This window comes from Streptomyces sp. NPDC093568 (genome assembly GCF_044764945.1).
Lineage (GTDB): Bacteria > Actinomycetota > Actinomycetes > Streptomycetales > Streptomycetaceae > Streptomyces.
Genome location: NZ_JBIWJD010000005.1, coordinates 187,054 through 209,323 on the forward strand (window position 1 = coordinate 187,054; position 22,270 = coordinate 209,323).

The 22,270-nt window shown below is 70.2% G+C and carries 17 protein-coding genes; 3 read left to right on the forward strand and 14 right to left on the reverse strand.

Annotated elements, in window-relative coordinates:
• Window positions 1-108: 108 nt before the first annotated feature.
• The 5 genes from ACIRD7_RS21545 to ACIRD7_RS21565 form a co-directional block, all read right to left on the reverse strand.
• Window positions 109-948: a carbohydrate ABC transporter permease gene (locus ACIRD7_RS21545; protein WP_403455519.1), complete on the reverse strand. Its 840-nt coding sequence runs from the start codon at window positions 946-948 to the stop codon at window positions 109-111.
• On the reverse strand, window positions 945-2,309 hold the full coding sequence (locus tag ACIRD7_RS21550; RefSeq protein ID WP_403455522.1) for a carbohydrate ABC transporter permease: 1,365 nt from the start codon (window positions 2,307-2,309) through the stop codon (window positions 945-947). Before ACIRD7_RS21550 ends, ACIRD7_RS21545 begins: the two co-directional genes overlap by 4 nt.
• A 6-nt stretch (window positions 2,310-2,315) precedes the next feature.
• A complete protein-coding gene (locus ACIRD7_RS21555) occupies window positions 2,316-3,647 on the reverse strand; it encodes an ABC transporter substrate-binding protein (RefSeq protein WP_403455525.1) in 1,332 nt (443 codons plus the stop codon).
• A gap of 50 nt (window positions 3,648-3,697) precedes the next feature.
• Complete coding sequence (locus ACIRD7_RS21560; RefSeq protein ID WP_403455528.1) at window positions 3,698-5,323, reverse strand: glycoside hydrolase family 13 protein; 1,626 nt, start codon at window positions 5,321-5,323, stop codon at window positions 3,698-3,700.
• A 135-nt stretch (window positions 5,324-5,458) separates the two neighbouring features.
• A complete protein-coding gene (locus ACIRD7_RS21565; RefSeq protein ID WP_403455531.1) occupies window positions 5,459-6,730 on the reverse strand; it encodes an ABC transporter substrate-binding protein in 1,272 nt (423 codons plus the stop codon).
• 126 nt (window positions 6,731-6,856) lie between these two features.
• Between ACIRD7_RS21565 and ACIRD7_RS21570 the strand changes: the two genes are divergently transcribed.
• The 3 genes from ACIRD7_RS21570 to ACIRD7_RS21580 are packed head-to-tail and all read left to right on the forward strand — an operon-like array spanning window position 6,857 to window position 10,458.
• Entirely contained in the window at window positions 6,857-7,372 is a 516-nt protein-coding gene (locus tag ACIRD7_RS21570; protein WP_403455533.1) for a PadR family transcriptional regulator, read from the forward strand.
• On the forward strand, window positions 7,369-8,127 hold the full coding sequence (locus ACIRD7_RS21575) for an ABC transporter ATP-binding protein (RefSeq protein WP_403455536.1): 759 nt from the start codon (window positions 7,369-7,371) through the stop codon (window positions 8,125-8,127). The genes ACIRD7_RS21570 and ACIRD7_RS21575 overlap by 4 nt, the downstream gene beginning before the upstream one ends.
• A gap of 51 nt (window positions 8,128-8,178) precedes the next feature.
• Window positions 8,179-10,458 carry an ABC transporter permease gene (locus ACIRD7_RS21580; RefSeq protein ID WP_403455539.1) on the forward strand — a complete coding sequence of 760 codons (2,280 nt, stop codon included), beginning with the start codon at window positions 8,179-8,181 and terminating at the stop codon, window positions 10,456-10,458.
• Between the two features lie 308 nt (window positions 10,459-10,766).
• On the opposite strand, the gene ACIRD7_RS21585 is transcribed toward ACIRD7_RS21580, so the two are convergent.
• From ACIRD7_RS21585 to ACIRD7_RS21625, 9 genes are all read right to left on the reverse strand, one after another.
• Window positions 10,767-11,708: a hypothetical protein gene (locus ACIRD7_RS21585; RefSeq protein WP_403455541.1), complete on the reverse strand. Its 942-nt coding sequence runs from the start codon at window positions 11,706-11,708 to the stop codon at window positions 10,767-10,769.
• A 107-nt stretch (window positions 11,709-11,815) separates the two neighbouring features.
• Entirely contained in the window at window positions 11,816-13,471 is a 1,656-nt protein-coding gene (gene pgi, locus ACIRD7_RS21590) for a glucose-6-phosphate isomerase (RefSeq protein WP_403455543.1), read from the reverse strand.
• 52 nt (window positions 13,472-13,523) lie between these two features.
• Entirely contained in the window at window positions 13,524-14,792 is a 1,269-nt protein-coding gene (locus ACIRD7_RS21595; protein WP_403455546.1) for an MFS transporter, read from the reverse strand.
• Window positions 14,793-14,949: 157 nt separating this feature from the next.
• The gene (locus tag ACIRD7_RS21600) at window positions 14,950-15,285 is read right to left on the reverse strand and encodes an RNA polymerase-binding protein RbpA (protein ID WP_003957010.1); all 336 of its coding nucleotides are present in this window, start codon (window positions 15,283-15,285) and stop codon (window positions 14,950-14,952) included.
• Window positions 15,286-15,484: 199 nt separating this feature from the next.
• Window positions 15,485-15,715 (reverse strand): preprotein translocase subunit SecG, encoded by a 231-nt coding sequence (gene secG, locus ACIRD7_RS21605; RefSeq protein ID WP_055514354.1) that lies wholly within the window; start codon window positions 15,713-15,715, stop codon window positions 15,485-15,487.
• Between the two features lie 102 nt (window positions 15,716-15,817).
• A complete protein-coding gene (gene tpiA / locus ACIRD7_RS21610) occupies window positions 15,818-16,594 on the reverse strand; it encodes a triose-phosphate isomerase (RefSeq protein ID WP_403455548.1) in 777 nt (258 codons plus the stop codon).
• Between the two features lie 5 nt (window positions 16,595-16,599).
• Complete coding sequence (locus ACIRD7_RS21615) at window positions 16,600-17,811, reverse strand: phosphoglycerate kinase (protein ID WP_403455551.1); 1,212 nt, start codon at window positions 17,809-17,811, stop codon at window positions 16,600-16,602.
• Between the two features lie 142 nt (window positions 17,812-17,953).
• On the reverse strand, window positions 17,954-18,961 hold the full coding sequence (gene gap / locus ACIRD7_RS21620; RefSeq protein WP_403455552.1) for a type I glyceraldehyde-3-phosphate dehydrogenase: 1,008 nt from the start codon (window positions 18,959-18,961) through the stop codon (window positions 17,954-17,956).
• 229 nt (window positions 18,962-19,190) lie between these two features.
• A complete protein-coding gene (locus tag ACIRD7_RS21625) occupies window positions 19,191-22,145 on the reverse strand; it encodes a M14 family zinc carboxypeptidase (protein WP_403455555.1) in 2,955 nt (984 codons plus the stop codon).
• Between the last annotated feature and the right edge of the window lie 125 nt (window positions 22,146-22,270).

The window sequence follows — 22,270 nt, forward strand, 5'->3', positions numbered from 1 at the left end:
GCCGGACGGGCTGAGTAAGTCAGCCCCTCCGGCGTTTGAGGAGCGGGGTCTGGGGCGGAGCCCCAGAGGGATGGGACGGGTAGGGGCGGCGGGGGCGAAAGAACGCCCCTACTTCACCGACCCCGCCATCACCCCCTGCACGAAGTGCCGCTGGAAGGCGAAGAACACGACCACCGGCACCACCAGGGACACGAACGCACCGGGCGCCAGCACATCGATGTTGCTGCCGAACTGCCGTATCTGCGATTGGAGTTCAACGGTCAGAGGCTGTGACGCACTGTCCGCGAACAGCAGCGCCACCAGCATGTCGTTCCACACCCACAGGAACTGGAAGATGGCCAAAGACGCGATCGCCGGGCGTCCGACCGGAAGCACCAGCCGCGTGAAGATCCGCCACTCACTGCCCCCGTCCATCCGCGCCGCCTCCAGCATCTCCTTCGGCATCTCGGCGAAGTAGTTGCGCAGCAGGAACACCGCGAAGGGCAGCCCGTACGCCACGTGGAAGAGGACGACCCCGGGAATCGTGCCGAACAGCCCGAGCTGGCCGAAGAGTTTGGCGACCGGGAGCAGCCCGATCTGCACGGGCACCACCAGCAGCGCGACCACGACCAGGAAGACCGCCTCACGGCCGGGGAAGTCCAGCCAGGCGAAGGCGTACCCGGCGAGGGCGGCGATGACCACGACCAGCAGGGTCGTCGGCACCGAGATCAGCACGGTGTTCCAGAAGGCCTGGCTGATCCCGGCGTTCCCCAGCAGCGCCGAGTAGTTGTCGAAGGACAGCTGACCGGGGCTGGTGAACACCGTCCACCAGCCGCCGTTCGCCGTGTCCTCGGCGGACCGCAGGGACGACAGGAACAGTCCGGCCAGCGGGGTCAGCCAGACCAGCCCGATCACCACGAGGAACGCCTGGACGACTCCGTTGCCCAGGCCCCGCCTGACCGCGTTCATCGCTGACTCCTTCGGAAACGGCGGACGTTGAAGACCATGGCGGGGATGACCAGCAGCAGGAGCAGGACGCCCAGCGCGCTGCCCAGGCCCTGGTTGTTGCCGCCGCCGAACGACACCAGCCACATCTGGGTCGCGAGCACGGTCGCGTCCTCCTGCACCGGGCCGGGCGCGATGATGTAGACGAGGTCGAAGACCTTCATGACGTTGATGACGAGGGTGATGAAGACGACCGTGAGGACCGGCGCCAGCAGCGGCACCGTGATCCGCCGGAAGATCTGCCACTCGTTCGCGCCGTCCATCCGCGCCGCCTCCAGCGCGTCCCGCGGGAGGGCCGACAGGCCGGCGCCGATCAGGACCATGGCGAAGCCGGTCCAGATCCACAGGTACGCCCCGATGATCGCCGGGGTGACGAGGGTGGGTCCGAGCCAGGACACGCCCTCGTAGGGGGCGGCGAAGTTGGAGGCCGGCAGGCTCACCGAGTACGGGCCGTCGTCCAGCCCTTCGAAGCGGAAGGAGCCGTCGGCCGCCGTGGTCGTCGTGGCGACCGTCTTCCCGGCCTGCCGCGCCTCGACCGTCATCTCCGGCAGCCCGCTCTCGCGCCGGTCGACCTTGCCCTGCTCCCCTCCCCCACCGGGGGTGAAGTCGAGGTAGACGACGCCGCGCAGCTCACCGGGTCCCGCCTTGCGACTCGCCGCCGGGTACGCCGGTTCGGCGCCGTCGGGCACGTCGCCCGGCAGCACACCGACCAGGCCGAGCGTCAGCGCGTCGCCCGGCGACACACTCGTGGCGGTGCGGTACGAACCGTCCTGGTCCTTCGTCAGCCCCTGGCCGTCGCGGGCCCGTGCCGTCGGATACGTCGACGCGCCCTGGAAGGCGTCGTGCACGGAGACGACGGCGGCGTTGAGCACACCCTTGTCCGGATCCTCGTCGTACGCGAGCCGGAAGATGATGCCGGCCGCGAGGAAGGACACCGCCATCGGCATGAACAGCAGCAGTTTGAACGCCGTCGCCCAGCGGACCTTCTCCACCAGCACGGCCATGATCAGGCCGAGGCCGGTGAGCAGGGCGGGGGCGACCACGACCCAGATCGTGGTGTTGCGGATGGCCTTGAGTGTGGCCGGGTCGCGGAACATCTCGGCGTAGTTCTCGCCGCCCACGAAACGGGTGCCGGAGGCGTCGAAGAAGCTGCGTCCGACGGAGAACAGCACCGGGTAGACGACCAGCGCCCCCAGCAGGACAAGCGCGGGGAAGACGAAGAGCAGGGCGATGATCCGGCCGCGCCGCCGCGAGCGCCGGGCGCGTGCCTGGCCGACGCCCGCGGCGGGCTTGGGACTCGCCTCGTTCACGAGTGTGGCGGTCATGTCGGGTCAGCCCTGGCCCTCGTACGCCTTGGCGGCCGCGGCCTCCAGCTTCGCGGCGGTGCCCTTCGGGTCCGACGGGTCGCGCAGGAAGTCCTGCAGGAGCTTCCACTCGCCGGCGCCCTTGGTGCCGCCGAAGGCCGCCGGGGCCTGGTCGGACATGTCGAAGCGGACCGAATCGCCCGCGTCGATGAGGGACTTGGCGGTCGCACGGGTGACCTCGTCGCCGTAGGAGGCGAGGTCGACGTTCTTGTTCGGGGACAGGAAGCCGCCCGCCTCCGCCCACACCGCGGCGGCCTCCGGCGTCGCCAGGTACTCCAGGAGTGCCATGCCGGCCTTCTGGTTCTTGCCGTCCTTCAGGACAACGGCCGCGTCACCGCCGCTGACCACCGGCTCCTTGCCACCGCCGACCGCCGGGAACGGGAAGAAGTTCGCGTCCTCGCCGATCTTCCTGCCGAACTGGTCCTTGGCGACGCCCGCGACGAAGTCGCCCTCGTAGACCATGCCGGCCTCGGGCTTCGGCCCGAACACCTTCTCCACCGAGCCCGGGAAGTCGGTGTTGAGGGCGCCCTTCTGGCCGCCCGCTATCAGCTGCTTGTCCTTGAACAGCTTGCCGAGCGTGGTGAGCGCCTCGACCACGGAGGCGTCGGTCCACTTCAGCTTGTGCGCGGCGAGGGCGTCGTACTTCTCGGGTCCGGCCTGGGAGAGGTAGACGTTCTCGAACCAGTCGGTCAGCGTCCAGCCGTCCTGCCCGGCGACCGAGAAGGCGGCGAGTCCGGAGTCGGAGACGGTCTGCCCGGCCTTCAGCATGTCGTCGTACGACTTCGGCGGCTCGACGCCGGCCTGCGCGAGGGCGTCGGGGCTGTACCAGACGGTCGACTTGTGGGCGGCCTTGAAGTAGAGGCCGTAGAGCGCGCCGTCGACGCTGCCGTAGTTCTTCCAGACGGGCGCGAAGTTGCTGTCCACGGACTTCTGGGCGGTGCCGGAGAGCTGCTTGAGCCAGCCGTTCTTCGCGAACTGCTGGAGCACGCCGACCTGCGGGACCATCACCACGTCGGGGGCGTTGCCACCCTCGATCTTGCTGCCGACGACGGTGGAGACGTTGTCGCCGGTGGACGTGAACTGCGTCTTGGCGCCGGTCTTCTCGGTGAACGCGTCCAGCACCTTCTGGAAGTTCTTCTGCTCACTGCCGGACCAGACACCGGCCACGGTGACGGTCTGGCCGTCGAGCGCCTTGTCGCCGCCGCCCGCGGAGACGGGGCCGCCGCCGCAGGCGGTGGCGCCGAGCGCCAGGACGAGGGCGGTGCAGCCGGTGAGCAGGGTGGTACGTCGTCGCATCATCGTTGATGTCCCTTCGGGGATGGGAAGTTGACGGAGGTCGGTTCGGGGGGTCAGCGGTCGTTGATCCACCAGGCGGCGGTGGAACCGGGCAGCACCCCGGCCGGGCAGGGACCGCTGGACAGCAGCGGGGTGCCGGAGACCGGCGCCGAGGTGGGGGCCGTACCGAAGTTGACGGCGCAGACGACGCCGTCGCCGCGCTCGAAGGCCAGGACGCCGGGCGGGCTGTCCAGCCAGCGCAGGCTGCCCTCGCCCAACTGGGGCAGCCCGGCGCGCAGTTGCAGGCCGTCGCGGTACAGGTGCCAGAAGGAGCGGGTGTCGGCGAGGGCGCGGTCGGTGGCGTACTCGGCGAAGTACTCCGGCTGCGGCAGCCACGGCTTGGCGCTCTCCACGCCGGAGGTGAATCCGAACGGCGAGGCCTGTCCCGACCACGGCAGCGGCACCCGGCAGCCGTCACGTATGCGCGCCCGGCTTCCGGTGCGGCGGAAGATCGGGTCGGTGAGCACGTCGTCGGGCAGGTCGACGACCTCGGGCAGCCCCAGCTCCTCGCCCTGGTAGATGTACGCGGCTCCGGGCAGCGCCAGCATCAGCAGCGCGGCGGCGCGGGCGCGGGCGGCGCCCAGACCGCTGCCCTCGGTCGCGGGCTCGCCGTAGCGGGTGACCGTGCGGACCTGGTCGTGGTTGTTGAGCACCCAGGTGACCGTCGAGCCGGTGCCGGCGATGTCCTGCATGGCCTCGGAGATGACCTTGCGGAAGGCGTCGGCCTCCCAGGGGGCGCTGAGCAGGTCGAAGAAGAACGCCTGGTGGAGTTCGTCGGAGCGGACGTACAGGGCGTGTTCGCGGGCGGTCGGCACGGACACCTCGCCGACGAGGAGGCGCTCACGGCCGTCGCGGGCGGTGTACTCCTCGCAGATGGAGCGCCAGCCGCGCCACACCTTGTGCACCTCGGGCTGGTTCCAGGCGAGCGGGTTGACCGAGTCGCGGGTGCGGGCGTCGGCCTCCGGGTCGTCGGAGTCGGGCAGCTCGGGGTGCTTGTAGAGGCCGGCGGCGACATCGATGCGGAAGCCGTCGATGCCCCGGTCCAGCCAGAAGCGCAGGATCCGGTCGAACTCGGCGCCGATCTCGGGGTTGCGCCAGTTCCAGTCGGGCTGCTCGGGCGCGAACATGTGCAGGTACCACTGGCCGGCCTGCCCGTCCGCCTCGGTCACCCGGCTCCAGGCCGGGCCGCCGAACATGGAGTGCCAGTTGTTGGGCGGCTCCTCGCCGTCGGCGCCGCGGCCGTCGGCGAAGTGGAAGCGGGCTCGGGCCGCGCTGCCGGGCTCGGCAGTCAGCGCCTCCTGGAACCAGGTGTGCTCGCTGGAGCAGTGGTTCGGGACGATGTCCAACAGCACCTTGATCCCGAGCCGCCGGGCCGCGGCGACCAGCAGATCGAACTCGGCGAGGTCGCCGAAGAGCGGGTCGACGCCGCAGTAGTCGGCGACGTCGTAGCCGTGGTCGTGCTGCGGGGAGGGATAGAAGGGGCTCAGCCAGATCCCGTCGACGCCGAGCTTCTTCAGGTACGGAAGGCCGGCGCGGACTCCGGCCAGGTCACCGACGCCGTCGCCGGTGCTGTCCAGAAAGCTGCGGACGTACACCTGGTAGATCACTGCGTCGCGCCACCAGTGGTGCTTACTCAACATGCATGCATGTTAGGTAGGCGTATCGCGAGGGTGTCAATGAAAGAAACAAACGATACTGGCGAGTTGGGGCGCCAAATATGGACTTACTGGGTCATTTGAAGGCCAGATGAGACGCTGCCGTTACCTAACAAGTAACTAGCGGCTGGAGATGTCCGCCAGCTCGCGCGCCAGCCGCCGCACGGCCGCCTGGGCCGTCTCCCGCCCGGTCATCGCGTCGTGCACGACCGCCTGCACCACCAGGCTGACCTGGTCGTAGCGCGGGCTCTTGGGGCGCGGAGCGGCCGTCAGCACGCTCTCGCGCAGGGTCGGCAGATAGGGGAACTCCCGGATCAGTTCCGGATCTTCGTACAGGTCGGCCCGTACGGGTGGCAGCGCGCCGCGCGTGAGGACCTGGCGCTGGACGCGCTCACTGGTCAGGTACGCGAGCAGGCGCGCGGCCGAGTCGGGGTGCTCGGTGTGGGTGCTGACGGCCAGATTGGAGCCGCCGAGCACGCTCGTCCCGGGCCCGTGCGGACCCGGCAGCGGTACGGCCCCGATCTTCCCGGCGACCGGTGAGCCCTTGGCCGAGGCGCCGACATAGGCGTACGGCCAGTTACGCAGGAAGAGCAGGCGGCCGTCCTGGAAGGCCTGTTTGGACTCCTCCTCCTTGAACGTCAACGCCCGCTTCGGGATCCAGCCCTCGCGCACGCCCCGGGCGAGGAAGTCGATGCCGTCGCGGGCCGCCGTCGAGTTCACGGTGACCCGCTCGCCCTCGTCGCCGAGGATGGATCCGCCCGCCGAATAGACGGCCTCGGCGGCGTTGACGGTGAGGCCCTCGTACGGCAGGAACTGCCCGGCATAGCCGTCGAGGCCGTACCGCGGGGCGATCGTCCTGGCCTGTTTCTCCAGCTCGTCCCAGGTGCGCGGGGGGTCGACGCCCTCCTTGGCGAGGATGTCCGCGCGGTACAGGAGCAGGCCGGCGTTGGTGACGTACGGGACCGCGTAGAGCTGTCCGTCGTAGGTCGCCGTGTCCACGACCGGCGGCAGGAAGGTGTCCAGCGGGAAGCGCTCGCGCGCCAGCGGGCGGAGCCAGCCGTGCGCGGCGAACTCCGAGGTCCAGCTGACGTCGATGTTCAGGATGTCGAAGCGGCTGCGTTCACCGCCGCGCAGGTCGGTGGTCATCTGCGCGTGGGTCTCGTCGGCGGAGTCGGGCAGCTCGACGAGGGTGACCTTCTCGTCGGGGTGGGTGCGGTTCCAGCCGTCCAGCACGGAGCCGAGATAGCCGGTGAGGTCCCCCGCGGTGGCGAGGGTCAGCGGCCCGCGGCCGCCCGCGGCTCCCTCGCCGGCACGGGCGCCGGAGGCCACGTAGCCGGTCAGGATCACGACGAGGACGAGAAGGCCCCTACCGGCGGCGTGGATCCACCGCATAGGTTCCTCCCTGTACACCTGGCACCGGGCGTCTTCGCCCGGGGAACAGAGGCCATGTATACCTGTTAGGTATGCGCGATACTAGGGCCTGCGGCACATTACTCGGGATGTGGGAGGAGAGCACGAGTGCGGCTGCCCCTCCTGGCCCTGCTGGCGCGCGGCCCGGCGCACGGATACGAGCTGAAGCAGGACCTTGAGGTACTGCTGGGCTCCGCGTACCCTCAGCCGAACGTCGGCCAGATCTATGTGACCCTCGGCCGTCTCGAGAAATCGGGACTGATAGAGGGCGAGGACGTCGAGCAGTCGAGCCGACCCAACAAGAAGGTCTACCACCTCACCGAAGCAGGGCGTGAGGCGCTGCGCGCCTGGTTCGAGGAGACCGAGGACGAGCCGCGCGTGCGGGACGAGTTCTTCATGAAGCTCGCCCTCGCTCCGCAGACCGGTCTCGCCGACCAGATCGCCCTCATCAACCGACAGCGGCGCCAGTACCTGAACACCATGCGCCAACTGTCGAGACTGGCCGCCGCCGAGAACCGCGACAACCGCATCGCGCACCTGCTGATCGAGGGCGCGATGCTGCACCTCCAGGCCGACCTCGACTGGCTGGAGCGGTGCCAGGAAGAGCTGGAGGAGCTGGAGTGAGCGACGATTCCACTCCTGTGCTGCGTGCCGAGTCCCTGGTCAAGACGCATCACGGCGAGGGCGCTCCGGCCCATGCCGTGCGGGGCGTCGGTCTTTCCGTCCGGCAGGGCGAGTTCGTGGCCGTCACCGGGCCCTCCGGAGCCGGCAAGTCGACCCTGCTGCACCTGCTGGGCGGCCTGCAGCGGCCGGACAGCGGGAGCATCTGGCTGGACGGCGAGTGCGCGGACCGGTGGAGCGAGGCCCGCTGGTCGGTGGAGCGCAGGAAGCGCATCGGGATCGTCTTCCAGTTCTTCAACCTGGTCTCCAACCTCTCCGTCGCCGACAACGTCGAGCTGCCCGCCCTGCTGGCCGGCGTCCCGCCGAAGCGGGCCCGCGCCGAGCGCGCGGAACTGCTGGACGAGCTCGGGCTCACGGGCAAGGAGCGCGGTATGCCGGGCGAGCTGTCCGGCGGTGAGCAGCAGCGGGTCGCGCTGGCGCGGGCGCTGGTGAACCGGCCGCCGCTGCTGCTGGCCGACGAACCCGCCGGCAGCCTGGACAGCAAGGGCACCCGTGAGGTGATGCGGCTGCTGTCCCGCTTCCACCAGCGCGGCCAGACGATCGTGCTGGTCACGCATGACGCCCGGCTGGCGAGCGCCGCGGACCGGGTGATCAGCTTCTTCGACGGCCGGATAGCCGACGACGCCGCACTGGACGGCGGCCCGCCGCCGCGCCGGGCCGGGACGTCGGGTGTGCTGGAGCTGGAGCTCAGGGACTGAGATGCGGGCGTACGTGCACTTCCCCGATGCCGGGCCGAGGGGCTGAGGCCCGTGCGAGCCACCCTGCGCTGGGCGCACTCCGATCTGCGCACGCACCGCGGCGAGGCGCTGTTCCTCGTGCTGGCCACGGCCGGGATCGTCGTCTCCCTGCTGCTGGCCACGGCCCTCTTCGGCTACGCCACCAACCCCTGGCAGCGTGTCTTCACCCAGGCGCGCGGCGCGCACGTCTGGCTGCACACCGGCGCCGCCGCCGACACCGCGAAGCTGACCGGCCTCGACGGCGTCGAGTCCGTCGCGGGCCCCTACCCCACCGCGTCCACCACCCTCGCCTCCCGGGGCACCCGGGCCTCCGTCGAACTGCGCGGAACGCCCGAGCGCCCCGCCGTCGGGCGCCCGCTGCTGACCTCCGGCCACTGGCTGGACCCCGCGAACCCCGACGGCGTGGTCCTGGAGAGCCACCTGGCCCGAGCCCTCCTGGCCGCTCCCGGCGACACCCTCACCCTGCCCGGCACCGGCCGGTCCCTGACGGTCCTCGGCGTCGCCGACAGCGCCGAGCCGCGCTACCGGGCGGGCGAACGGGCGGGCCTGGTCTGGGCACCTCCGGCCGCCGTACGGAACCAGGGCGGACAGGTGATCGGGCTGCGCCTGACCGACCCCGACGACACGGACTACGCCGTCCAGCGCGCCGTCACCGTGCTGGGCGCCGGCGCGGTCAGCGAGGTCTCCACCTGGAAGCAGGCCCGCGCCGAGGCACAGGGCGACAACCGGCTGCTCGGGCAGGTGCTGGGGCTGTTCGGGCTGGGCGCGCTGGTCGCCGCCGGGCTCGCCGTGCACGGGGCGATCGGCACCCGTATCCGCGGTCATCTGCGGGACATCTCGGTGCTGAAGGCGATCGGCTTCACGCCGGGTCAGGTGGTGCGCGTCTTCCTGCTCCAGCACCTCGCCTACGCGCTGCTGGGCGCCGTGGCTGCCGCCGCCCTCATCCAGGCGCTGGGCAGCCGCATACCGGGACGGCTCGGGGACGCGGTGGGTGTGTGGCACGGGCTGCCCGGACACACCGTGGCGCTGTTCGCCGTGCCGGTCGGCGCCGTGCTGCTCATCGGCGCGACGACGGGGCTCGCCGCCTGGCGGGCGGGGCGGGTGCCACCGGTGCCGGTGCCGCGCCGCGCGGCTCCGCTCGGAGGGCGGCTGTCGGGTGCGGCCCGGCAGGCGCTCGGGCTGCGGCTGCCGCCCGCGCTGGTGCTGGGCTGGCACCGGGCCTTCACCCGCCGCTTCCGTTCGCTGGCCACGGTCGCCCGGCTCGCGCTGCCGCTGCTGCTGATCGTGGTGGCGATGAGCGCGTGGACCACCATCGACCGGTTCGACAGCAGACCCGAGCAGGTCGGCCTGCCGACCGCCCTCACCGTCCACGCCCCCGATCTCGCCGACGGCGAGGCCCGCACGCTGCTGGAACGCGACACGCAGGTCGCCGCCGCCTACCCGGGCGTGGAGGTGGCCGCCCTGGTCCCGGGCCAGACGGCCACGATCGCCCTGCGCGGCCTCGGCACCCATGCCGACCCCTACCCCTACGCCCTGGCGGAGGGCCGTGCCGCGGTGGGCCGCGACGAGGCGGTGGCCGGGCAGGGACTGCTGGAGCTGCTGGACGTCAAGGTCGGCGACTGGGTGCGCATGACCGTCGGCGACCAGCCGCAGATCCTGCACATCGTGGGCCGCAGCATCGAGCCGGAGAACGCCGGCCGGGTCATCTCCACCTCGCTCGACACCCTCCGCGAGAACGACCCGCGCCTCGCCCCCACCCTCTACGAGCTGCGCCTTCGTCCGGGTGCCGACCCGGGGCAGGTCGCCGACCGCCTGGCCGACGCCGGTCAGGGCCGCCTGGACATCCACGCCGTACCGAACCCCGCCGACGGGCTCTCCGCCCTGCGCGGAGTCGTCGTGGGCCTGATCGCGGTGCTGGCCCTGATCGGGCTGATCGAGCTGCTGACCGCGATCGGCGGCACCGTCCGCGAGGGCGAGCGCGACCTGCTGGCCCTCAAGGCCATCGGCCTGTCCCCCCGCCAGATCACCGCGATCACGGTCACGTCCACCGCCTGCACCGCGCTGGCCGCGGTCGCCGTCGGCACGGCCCTGGGCCTCCCCCTCGGGCACTGGCTGATCGACTCGCAGGGCAGATCGAGCGGCATCGGCGCGGGCATCGCCCAGGGCCCGTCCGGCGCGCTGCTGCTCCTGTTCGGCGCGGCGGCGGTCACCGGCGCGGCCGCACTCGCCGCCGTACCGGCCTCCCGCGCGGCCCACCGCCGCCTCGCGGACACCCTGAGCGCGGTCGCCTGACCACAACGCCGCGAGCGCGCGGTCAACCGCTGTAAGGGCCGACGCGATGGGCGGCTGGCTGTACGAACCGGCAGGCGGGAAGACGGTCGCCGCCGCACCGGCCCCCCGCCCGCCTCGCGGACACCCTGAGCGCGGCGCCTGACCACGCCACCGCTGCGCGCGGTCAGGCGCCGTAGGGGGGCCGGGGCCGTGGGGCGGCTGCGGGGCGTACAGCGGCCGGCGCAGCAGCGGTCACAGGCGCGGCCGCGCTCACCGCCGCACCGGCATCCGCGCTGCCCGCCCTCGCCTCGCGGACACCCTGAGCGCGGTCAGCCGCCGTAGGGCCCGGGCCCGTGGGGCGGCTGTGGGTTGTACGGCGGTTGCGGGTTGTACGGCGGCCTCGGGGCGTACGGATTCTGCGGGCCCGGCGCGTAGGGCTGGTACGGGTTGCCCTGCGGCGGCACGAAGCCGTTCGGTGCGTACGGCGGTGGCGGCGGGGCCGACGGCGGCGGACCGGGGGGCGTCGGCAGCGTGGCCGGGTGGTCCTGCAGCCGGATGCCGTACCGGCTCTTGAGGCGGCCCATCTCCAGCGCGGCGATCGCCGTGACCGTCACCGGCGCGCCCAGGATGAAGAACACGCCCATGGCGAGGCCGAGACCGTGCAGATCACCCGTGACGAGATCCGGGATGGCCATGAGCCAGGTCGTCACCGTGGCGAGCAGCGGCGGCAGACAGCGGTGCACGACGGCGGTGCCGAAGAAGTTCCCCGAGATCCGGTAGGCACCGGCGATCACGAACCAGGCCATCCAGAGCCCCACGAGGCTGAACAGCAGGCTGCCGACGGTGCCGAGCGAGCCGCCCAGCTGGAAGATCAGCACCGTCCCGAGCGCCGAGCCGATGAACAGCAGCAGCAGCTTAAGCGACCGGACGAGCGGCTCCTTCAGCTGCGCCACCGTACCGGCGCCGGAGCGCCGCCAGAGGTAGAGCATCACGCCCACCGTGAGCGGTGTGATGAGCAGCAGGACCAGACAGGCGGTCGCCGCGTTGTCCAGCATCTCGTCGAAGGCGAAGCCGCCCTCGACGAAGGTGTAGACCCCGAACCCCGCGACCGCGCCCGCGATGACCCGCACACGCTTGAGGGCGTCCACGGACGGATCCAGCGACCGCGGAATCCAGGTCGGGTGGAACACCGCCCGCGCGACCTGATGAGGCTTCAGGAACGACCGGGCGGTCAGTGTGCCGCCGGTCCAACTCCCCTGTGGGTACGTCAACTTGCACTCCCCCGAGTGATCGTTGCCATGATCACCGAGGGATTCTACGGGAAGCGGACGACAGCGCGCCGCCCGCTTTCCGCATCAGCCGTCACGGACGTCCGCGGTCACCGCCGCCCGCGCAGCTCCCGGTACTTGGCGACGAGCGCCGTCGTAGACGCGTCCAGCCCCGGCACCTCGGCGCCCTCGGTCAGCGCGGGCTCGACCCGCTTGGCGAGGACCTTGCCGAGCTCGACGCCCCACTGGTCGAAAGAGTCGATGTTCCACACCGCGCCCTGCACGAACACCTTGTGCTCGTACAGCGCGATCAGCTGGCCGAGCACGGACGGGGTCAGCTCGCGCGCGAGGATCGTGGTCGTCGGGCGGTTGCCCTTGAAGGTCTTGTGAGCCACCAGCTCCTCCGGCACCCCCTCCGCGCGCACCTCCTGCGACGTCTTGCCGAACGCCAGTGCCTGCGTCTGCGCGAAGAAGTTCGCCATCAACAGGTCGTGCTGCGCCTTCAGTTCGTCACTCAGCTCGGCGACCGGCTCGGCGAAGCCGATGAAGTCCGCCGGGATCAGCTTGGTGCCCTGGTGGATCAGCTGGTAGTACGCGTGCTGCCCGTTGGTGCCCGGCGTGCCCCACACCACCGGCCCGGTCTGCCAGTCGACCTCACGCCCGTCGCGGCCCACGTACTTGCCGTTGGACTCCATGTCCAGCTGCTGGAGATAGGCCGTGAACTTCGACAGGTAGTGGCTGTACGGCAGCACCGCGTGCGACTGGGCGTCGTGGAAGTTGCCGTACCAGATGCCCAGCAGGCCGAGCAGCAGCGGCACGTTGGCCTCGGCGGGCGCGGTGCGGAAGTGCTCGTCGACGGTCCTGAACCCGTCGAGCATCTCCCGGAAGCGGTCCGGCCCGATGGCGATCATCAGCGACAGGCCGATCGCCGAGTCGAAGGAGTACCGCCCGCCGACCCAGTCCCAGAACTCGAACATGTTGGCCGTGTCGATACCGAAGTCGGCGACCTTCTCCGCGTTCGTCGACAGCGCCACGAAGTGCTTCGCCACGGCCTCCGGGCCGGCCTTCAGCTCGCCCAGCAGCCAGTTGCGCGCGGACTTGGCGTTGGTGATCGTCTCGATCGTGGTGAACGTCTTGGACGCGATGACGAACAGCGTCTCCGCCGCGTCCAGGTCGCGGGTGGCCTCGTGCAGGTCGGCGCCGTCGACGTTGGACACGAAGCGGACGGTGAGGTCGCGGTCGGTGAAGCTGCGCAGCACCTCGTACGCCATCGCCGGGCCGAGGTCGGAGCCGCCGATGCCGACGTTGACCACGTTCTTGATGCGCTTGCCGGTGTGGCCGGTCCAGGCGCCGGAGCGGACCCGCTCGGCGAAGTCGGCCATCTTGTCGAGGACGGCGTGCACACCCGGGACGACGTTCTCCCCGTCGACCTCGATCACGGCGTCGCGCGGCGCGCGCAGGGCGGTGTGCAGCACGGCGCGGTTCTCGGTGGTGTTGATCTTCTCGCCGCGGAACATGGCGTCCCGCAGGCCGAAGACGTCCGTCGCGGCGGCCAGCTCGCGCAGCAGCCGCAGGGTCTCGTCGGTGACGAGGTGCTTGGAGTAGTCGATGTGCAGGTCGCCGACCTGCAGCGTGTACCCCGCGCCGCGGCCCGCGTCCGCGCCGAACAGCTCCCGGAGCTGCACCTCGCCGAGCTCCTCGCGGTGCTTGGCCAGCGCGGTCCACTCGGGCGTCTGGTTGAGCCTGGTACGGCCGTCTGCGTTCATGTCCGACTTCAGCCTTCTTTCGTGCCTGTCCCAGCTGTTCCAACCTAATTGATCAGCGCGGGACGTGAGCGGTCGTGACGTCGTCGTCCGGCGCAACAACAGGTACGTCCGGCTTGCGCCCGGGTATCAGCGCGATGACGGACAGGACGAAAAAGGCGGCGGCGAGCAGGGCGGGCGTGTTCGAGCCCCAGGCCGTGGCGACGGCACCGCCGAGCAGGGCACCCAGCGGGGCGCCGGCGACGGCCAGGGTGCGGAAGGCGGAGCTGACCCGGCCCAGCATGTCGGCAGGGGCGCGCCGCTGCATCAGGGTCGTGGTGTTGACGTTCCACACCATGCCCATGAAGCCGAAGACGGCGAGAGCGGCCGCGAGCGCGGTCAGGCTCCGCACCCCGCCCATGACGACGAGGGCGCCGATCTGCACGACTCCGGCGAGCAGCACGGCCCGCGTCGCCCCGAGCCGGGCGGTGAGCCACCCGTTCCCGAAGCCGCCGGCCAGGCTGCCGACGGTGTAGGCGGTGGACGCCACCGCGAAGCCGGTGGTGCCCGCGTCCAGCCAGCCGGTGACCAGGACGACCAGCGTGGCGATCAGGGCGCCCATCCCGATGTTGCACAGGGCGGTCGCTGCGCACAGCCCGCGCAGGGCCCGGTCGCGCCCCAGGGTGCGCAGGCCGTCCGCGATCTCTCGGCGCAGGGTGCTGCCGGCCGGTTTCGGCGCACGCTCGGGCGGCTCGGTCCGCAGCGAGGCGATCAGGGCCGCGGCCACCAGGAACGTCGCCGCGTCGGCCACGAAGGGAACGGCGGCGCCCGCGGCGATCAGCAGCGGTACCGCGGGCGCCCCCATCAGCCCGCCGGCGATCTTCTGTCCGGTCATCAGCCGGGCGTTGGCACTGCCCAGCGCGTCCGGGGCCACCAGGGCCGGCAGCAGTGCCGTGGAGGCGTTGTCGAACAGGGTCTGGAGCGCGGTCAGGGTGAAGGCCAGCGCGATGAGCAGGCCGATCGAGGCGTGACCGAGTGCCACGGCCACCGCGAAGGCGGCGACGAGCAGACCTCGTACCGCATCGACCGTCCACATCGCGCGGCGCTGGTCCACCCGGTCGGCGACCGCGCCGCCGAGCAGCCCGAAGAGGATCCACGGCAGATAGCCGCAGGCGGTGACGGCGGCGATCAGCAGCGGCCGGTCCGTGAGCGTCACGGCGAGGAGCGGCAGGGCGGCCGTACGCAGGGAGTCACCGAAGCTGGAGAGCACGGCGGCGCTCCACAGCCGCCCGAATCCGCCGCGCCACTCGGGCGCGCCCACCCCCGTCGTCCCAGCCGTCACCACGACTCCCCCTCACGGTCCGTCGATCAGTCCTTCGCTACGAAAGATCGATACACAAACCGTAGAGGGCGCCACTGACAATCGGTCCGGAGCGGGAGTCCGGCCAGGCGTCATACAGGTCCGGCCAGGCACCCTCGGGTGCCCGGCCGGACCTCAACTTCTAGATTTCGCCTCGCAGTTTGGCGAGCGCCTCGGCGAGGATCGCCTCGCCGTCCGCGTCGCTGCGCCGCTCCCGTACATACGCGAGGTGCGTCTTGTACGGCTCGGTGCGCGGCGGGTCCGGCGGGTTGTCCCGGTCCTGTCCGGCGGGAAAGCCGCAGCGCGGGCAGTCCCAGGTGTCGGGGACCTGCGCGTCGCTGGCGAAGCTGGGCTGCGTCTCGTGCCCGTTGGAGCACCAGAAGGAGATGCGCAGCCGGGGCGCGGACTCGCCCCGCTCGGCCTCGCCCATCGGCCCCGCCCCGACCCGGCTTCCTCGGATCGCGTTGCCACTTGCCACGGTCGTAACTCCCTGCGTGATGGTGCCGCAAAGCGAGTCGGCGTTTCGCTTCGCTGCGAGCGCCTCAGTCTACGTAAGGCCCAACGCGCGTCCAGTGATTGTGGTTACAGAGCCCCTACACCAAGACGCAAGCCCCATGATAGGCGGCGCTCAGCTGCGCGTACCGAACATGGGGCCTTACGTATGGATTGTGCGTAGGTCAGTTGTTGACCTTCATCAGGATGCCGAGTACGACAATGCACGCGAACCACAGCAGACCGACCACGACGGTGATGCGGTCGAGGTTGCGCTCGGCGACCGAGGAGCCGCCGACGGACGACTGCATGCCGCCACCGAACATGTCGGAGAGGCCGCCGCCCTTCCCCTTGTGCATCAGCACCAGCAGCATCAGCAACCCGCTGAAGACGATCAGGGCGATCGAGAACCCCATAACCACGGCTGGACCAACTTCCTCGGATCTGGATGGACGACAGGGGCACAGCCGCAGGGCTGTGCCCCCGCAAGGGTACGACGTTCCTCGCTTACCGCATACTCACTGGTCGCGGAAGCGCACGATCTTGACGAACTCGTCGGCGTCCAGCGAGGCACCGCCGACCAGGGCGCCGTCGATGTCGGCCTGCGCCATGATCTCGGCGACGTTGCCCGCCTTCACGGAGCCGCCGTACTGGATGCGGACCTTGTCGGCCAGGTCCTGCGAGTACAGCTCGGCGATCTTGCCACGGATCGCGGCGCAGACCTCCTGGGCGTCCCCGGCACCGCAGACCTTGCCGGTGCCGATGGCCCAGACGGGCTCGTAGGCGATCACGACCGTCTCGGCCTGCTCGGCCGGGAGGTCCTTCAGACCACCCTCGACCTGGGCGAGGGTGTGGGAGACGTGGTTGCCCGCCTCGCGGACCTCCAGTTCCTCGCCGACGCACAGGATCGGGGTCAGACCGTGCTTGTAGGCGGCCTTGACCTTGGCGTTGACGATCTCGTCCGTCTCGTGGTGGTACTGGCGGCGCTCGGAGTGGCCGATCGCCACATACGTGCACTTCAGCTTGGCCAGCATCGAACCGGAGATCTCGCCGGTGTAGGCACCGGAGTCGTGCGCCGAGACGTCCTGGGCGCCGTACTTGATCTTCAGCTTGTCGCCGTCGACCAGGGTCTGCACGGAGCGCAGGTCGGTGAAGGGCGGCAGGACGGCGACCTCGACGGCGTCGTAGTCCTTGTCGGCCAGGGCGAAGGCGAGCTTCTGGACGTGCGCGATGGCCTCGAGGTGGTTGAGGTTCATCTTCCAGTTGCCCGCCATCAGCGGCGTGCGCGTGCTCATTGAGGTCAGTCCTCCAGTGCGGCGAGGCCGGGGAGCGTCTTGCCCTCGAGGTATTCGAGGGAGGCGCCGCCACCGGTCGAGATGTGGCCGAATGCGTTCTCGTCGAAGCCCAGGGTGCGGACGGCCGCGGCGGAGTCGCCGCCGCCGACCACGGTGAAGCCCTTGGACTCGACGAGGGCCTGGGCGACCGCCTTGGTGCCCTCGGCGTAGTCGGGGTGCTCGAAGACGCCCATGGGGCCGTTCCAGAAGACGGTGCCGGCATCGGCGAGCTTCGAGGCGTACAGCTGGCGGGTCTCCGGACCGATGTCCAGACCCTCCTGGTCGGCCGGGATGGCGTCCGCGGCGACGGTCGTGGGGTTGGCCGGAGCCTTGGTCTTCAGGTCCGGGAACTCGGTGGAGACCAGGACGTCGACCGGCAGGACGAGTTCGACGCCGTTCTTCTCGGCGCGCTCCATGTACTCGGTGACGACCGGGACCTGGTCCTCCTGGAGGAGGGAGATGCCCACCTCGTGGCCCTTGGCCTTGAGGAAGGTGTACGCCATGCCGCCGCCGATGAGCAGCCGGTCGGCCTTGCCGAGCAGCTGGTCGATGACGGCGAGCTTGTCGGACACCTTGGCCCCGCCGAGCGCGACGACGTACGGCCGCTTGACGTCCTCGGTGAGCTTCTTCAGGACGGCGACCTCGTTCGCGATGAGGTAGCCGGCGTAGTGCGGCAGCTTGGCCGGGAGGTCGTACACGGAGGCGTGCTTGCGGTGCACGGCGCCGAAGCCGTCACCGACGTAGACGTCGGCGAGGGCGGCCAGCTGCTCGGCGAAGGCGGCGCGCTCGGTGTCGTCCTTGCTCGTCTCACCGGCGTTGAAGCGGAGGTTCTCGACGACGGCCACCTGGCCGTCGGCGAGGCCGGCCACGACGGCCTGGGCGGACTCGCCGACCGTGTCGGTGGCGAACGGCACCTCGGTGCCGAGGAGTTCACCGAGGCGCGCGGCAGCGGGCGCGAGGGAGAACACCGGGTCCGGGGCGCCCTTGGGGCGGCCCAGGTGCGAGGCGACGACCACGCGCGCCCCCGCCTCGGCCAGGGCCTTGACGGTGGGCAGCACGGCGCGGATGCGGCCGTCGTCGGTGATGGTGGTGCCGTCCAGCGGCACGTTCAGGTCGGCGCGGACGAAGACCCGCCGGCCCGCGACTCCTTCAGCGAGGAGTTCGTCGATCGTCTTCATGAAAGGGGACTCCCGAGGAGGGTTCGTATGCTCGGATCGCCAGTGATCCTAAAAGGCCTGGTCTGCACGTGAGTCAGGGCCCGGGCGGCGCGTCCCTGCGCCGCCCGGGCCCTGAACTCATATCAAGGTGCCGCTCTGCCGATCAGAGCTGGTTGCCGACGAAGACCGTCAGGTCGACGAGGCGGTTGGAGTAGCCCCACTCGTTGTCGTACCAGCCGAGGATCTTCACCGACGTGCCCTCCTGGACCATGGTCAGGGAGGAGTCGAAGGTGCAGGACGACGGGTCGCTGACGATGTCAGAGGAGACGATCTCGTCCTCGGTGTAGGACAGGTAGCCCTGCAGCTCGCCCTCGGAGGCCTTCTTGAAGGCGGCGTTGACCTCGTCCTTGGTGACCTCGCGCGACAGCTCCACGACGAGGTCGGTGGCCGAGCCGGTCGGGACCGGGACGCGCATGGCGATGCCGTCCAGCTTGCCCTTGAGCTGCGGCAGGACCAGCGCGGTGGCCTTCGCGGCACCCGTGGTGGTCGGGATGATGTTCTCGGCGGCGGCACGGGCGCGGCGCAGGTCCTTGTGGGGGAAGTCCAGGATGCGCTGGTCGTTCGTGTACGCGTGCACCGTCGTCATCAGACCCTTGACGATGCCGAAGTTCTCGTCGAGCACCTTCGCCATCGGCGCCACACAGTTGGTGGTGCAGGAGGCGTTGGAGATGACGTGGTGGTTCGCCGGGTCGTACTTGTCCTGGTTGACGCCCATGACGATGGTGATGTCCTCGTCCTTGGCCGGAGCCGAGATGAGGACCTTCTTGGCGCCGCCGGCGATGTGCTTCTCGGCGTCGGCCTTCTTCGTGAAGATGCCGGTCGACTCGATGACGATGTCGACGCCCAGCTCGCCCCACGGGATGTCGGCGGGGTTGCGCTCGGAAAGCACCTTGATGGTCTTGCCGTCGACCGTGATGGTGTCGGCGGTGTGCGAGACCTCCTGCTTGAGACGACCCAGGATGGTGTCGTACTTCAGCAGGTGGGCGGTGGTCGCGGTGTCACCCAGGTCGTTGACAGCCACGATCTCGATGTCTGCACCCTGCTCCAGCAGTGCGCGGAAGTAGTTGCGACCGATACGACCGAAGCCGTTGATGCCTACGCGGATCGTCACGAACCGATCTCCTCGTTGGTACGCCGGCCATGCGGTGCCGGCGAGCTCTGTTTGGGATGTCCCCGACCGCCTACGACCCTACCTCTCTGTGGCCGCCGTGGTGACATCCAGATGCCTCATACACGGCACGGCGGCCCGTACCCGCCAGTAGGGGTACGGACCGCCCGGCCCGGAAGCCCGGATCACTCGATTCGGTCACTGTGCGTTGTACGCAGTTGACCTCGGCGTGTCACTCGTCAAGTGAGTCGAGGGCCTTTCCGATGAGCGCCGTACGGTCGGCCGCCGCGGTCACGTGCTCCAGGCCGAAACCGAGCAGCACGGTGTCGTCGGTGGTGATGGCTCCGTACGTCTGGAACAGCGCTCCGGTGCGCGTCCAGTCCTTGAGCACGGCCGGGCTGCCCGCGGGCGGTCCGGTCACGCTCCAGGCGCCGAGCGACGTCTCGAAGCCCTCGGTCTCGGTGGCCGTGCCGCCGACGACGAGCGAGGCCTGGTCGGCGAGTACGCCGCGTCCGCCGAAGCCCGGGTCGCTGACATAGCTGATGGAGAGGGAGACCGACTTGCCGGCGTACGCGCTCAGGTCGAACTCGACCTGCTTCCAGCCCGCGGAGGCGCCGGTGAGGGCGTTCCACTGGCCGCTGGTGCCGGACGCGGTGCAGGCGGACGTCGAGTGCGTCAGGTAGTGCGCGAGCCAGGGGTGCTCGGCCATGTAGAAGCCGGCCTCGCACTCCGCCGGAACGGCGTTGCTGGTCGCGCCGCCCTTCTCGGGGAGTGTCGTCCAGTCCTCGGCGCCGGTGGTGTGGGCCTCGATCAGGACGTTGTCGTAGCCGGGCTCGACGTCCCACAGCAACTGGGTGCGCAGGGTGGGCTGCTGAGCCGCGGTCACACCGGTGAGGTCGACGGTCCTGGTGAGCCGCTTGTAGGCGTCGTCGGTGTGCACGGCTGCCGCCATCCACGAACCCGCGTAGGGGCCGTACGGGTTGACCGTGCCGGCGAACTGACCCGCGCCCGCGCTGGCGAACTGGGGGTACTTGTCGACGGCCAGCTGGTCCGAGGTGACGCTGTAACTCCCGGCCTTGTCGAGCGGGTTGCCGGTCGCGTCGCCGAGCGCTCCGGTGACGCCGCCGAGCTTGCCGGAGCCGGTGAAGCCGGTGGCGCCGGGCAGCGACGTACGGGAGTAGGCGCCCAGGTAGTACTGGCTGAAGTCGTTGGACAGGGTGCCGCCGCCGAGGTCGACGTTGCCGCCCGCCTGCTCGCCCGCCTCCATCAGCTTGCCGCCCTCGTTGAGGAAGGCGCGCAGCTGGAGCTGGGTGGCGTTGCCCGGGACGTTCGCGCCCGTGTAGTGCACGACGGTGTCGAAGTGGCTCAGCACGCCGAGCGCGTCGGGCGCGCCCTGCGCGGCGACGTCCCAGACGATCGCGCGGCGGCCGTTGGCCTTGAGCGCGTCGACGTACTTCTGCGCGTGCGTGGCGGTGGCGCCTTCCTCGGCGACCACGAGGACGTCCGCGCGCGGCCGTTCGGCCACCGTGTACGTGAAGTGCTCGCTGGAGACCTTCTTGCCGCTCCTGGTCTCGCCGGTGAACCACACATCGACCTTGTCGCCCGGATCGCCGTCGGCGACCTTGGCGCGGTACTCGTCGAAGTAGAGGTTGTCCTCACCGCCGTACGTCTCGCCGCCCTTCCAGGGCCTGAGCGCCATGTCCTCCGTACGGCCGCCGTTGACGCGGTACTTGAGCTCCTTGTCGCGCACGGACTTGCGTACGACGACGGAGACCTCCTGGTCGGCGCCGCGGGAGTACGACGTGGTGAACGGCGCCGGCGTGAAGTCGGCGGCCTTCGCGCCGATCGAGGACGCGGGCTGGTCCGGACGTGCGGCGCTCTCGGCGACGGAGAGCGCGAACGGCACGTTCTTGGCGAACTCGTCCTGGATCAGCTTCTCGTCGTCCGGGAAGTTGAAGACGGACTGGCAGTCGGCCGCGACCCACTGGTCGTTCGGGTCGATGTTCGAGGCGGTCTGGCAGGTCGACATCTCCGGCGTGAACATCGCGATGCCGTTGACGTTCGAAGCGTGGCCGTCCGCCTCGCCGTTGGTGGTGTACAGCTCCGAGGACACCTGCGGGTGGTAGCCGGGGATCGCGGAGTTGTCCGGGGTGCCGGCGAGCGCCTTGTACAGGACGTCGTCGGGCGTGTCGGTGGCCACCTGCCAGCCGACACCATAGAGGATAAGTTCGGCGGCGGAGTGGTAGTTGATGCCGTACGCGAATCCGATGCGCCGCTCGAGGCCGTCCAGCGCCTTGGTCTCGGGCTCGGAGCCCGGGGACGCGCCGCGGTAGGTGTCGCTGGTGGGGTTGGGGGACGAACCCTCGTCGTCGTAGCCCCACTTGTAGCTGAAGTTGCGGTTGAGGTCGACGCCGTCGCCGGTGCTGATGGCACCGTCGCCGTTGATGTCCCGCAGGTTCTTGCGCCACAGGCGGTTGGCGGGGTCCTGGAAGGTGTAGTCGTAGCCGTCGGGGTTGGCCGAGAGGACGAACCACAGCTCGGTCGAGTCGACGATCTTCTTGACCCGCTTGTCCGTCTTGTAGTTGTCCAGGTAGTAGTGCATCAGGCGCCGGGTCATCTCCGGCGTGATCCACTCGCGCGCGTGCTGGTTGGACGCGTACAGGACGGAGGGCTTGGAGCCGTCCTTGGTGGTCCTGGCGTTCTTGGTGAGCTTGACGGCCAGGATGTCCTGGTCGTTGACCGTCTTGCCGATGGAGACGACCTTGGTGAGGCCCGGGTTCTCCTGCCCGGTCCGGACGATCTCCTCCTTGAGGCCCCCGCTGCCGCTGTACGGGCGGTACACGCCCTCGGCGGCCTTCTCGGTGCGGTTCTCGGCCTGGGCGGAGAGCTTGTGCTCGGTGAGCTCGACGCCCTGTTTCTCCAGCTTCGCGGCCTGGTCGTCGGTCAGGTAGACCTCGACGGTGGCCGTGCCCTTCTCGGGCGCCTGCTCACTGAGTTCGTGGCCGTCCTGACCGGCCGCCAGCAGCAGGGGTACCTGCTTCTTGGTGACCTCGGCCCGGAAGACCTTGATTTCGCTCGGGTCGGTTTCCTGCGGACTTCCCGGTTGTGCCTGGGCTATGGGTGCAATACTCGCTCCGCCTATCAGGAGCGCACCGGCAGCGAGGATCGATCTCGCTCTGGGTCTCATGAACCCCCCTAGCAGTGTTTCGTCACGGCGACGAATGACTGCCAGGCTCATGCCACTTCATGTTCCAGTCAAGAGCGCCGCAAAGACTGACAAATACCGGTGCCGACGTCCCAAGTGGACGCCGG

Excerpts from the sequence above, each read along its gene's own strand:
- ACIRD7_RS21550 (WP_403455522.1), bottom strand. The coding sequence starts at position 2,309 with ATGACCGCCACACTCGTGAACGAGGCGAGTCCCAAGCCCGCCGCGGGC.
- ACIRD7_RS21545 (WP_403455519.1), bottom strand. The coding sequence starts at position 948 with ATGAACGCGGTCAGGCGGGGCCTGGGCAACGGAGTCGTCCAGGCGTTC.
- ACIRD7_RS21615 (WP_403455551.1), bottom strand. The coding sequence starts at position 17,811 with ATGAAGACGATCGACGAACTCCTCGCTGAAGGAGTCGCGGGCCGGCGG.
- ACIRD7_RS21560 (WP_403455528.1), bottom strand. The coding sequence starts at position 5,323 with ATGTTGAGTAAGCACCACTGGTGGCGCGACGCAGTGATCTACCAGGTG.
- ACIRD7_RS21555 (WP_403455525.1), bottom strand. The coding sequence starts at position 3,647 with ATGATGCGACGACGTACCACCCTGCTCACCGGCTGCACCGCCCTCGTC.
- ACIRD7_RS21565 (WP_403455531.1), bottom strand. The coding sequence starts at position 6,730 with ATGCGGTGGATCCACGCCGCCGGTAGGGGCCTTCTCGTCCTCGTCGTG.
- ACIRD7_RS21625 (WP_403455555.1), bottom strand. The coding sequence starts at position 22,145 with ATGAGACCCAGAGCGAGATCGATCCTCGCTGCCGGTGCGCTCCTGATA.
- secG (WP_055514354.1), bottom strand. The coding sequence starts at position 15,715 with ATGGGGTTCTCGATCGCCCTGATCGTCTTCAGCGGGTTGCTGATGCTG.
- pgi (WP_403455543.1), bottom strand. The coding sequence starts at position 13,471 with ATGAACGCAGACGGCCGTACCAGGCTCAACCAGACGCCCGAGTGGACC.
- tpiA (WP_403455548.1), bottom strand. The coding sequence starts at position 16,594 with ATGAGCACGCGCACGCCGCTGATGGCGGGCAACTGGAAGATGAACCTC.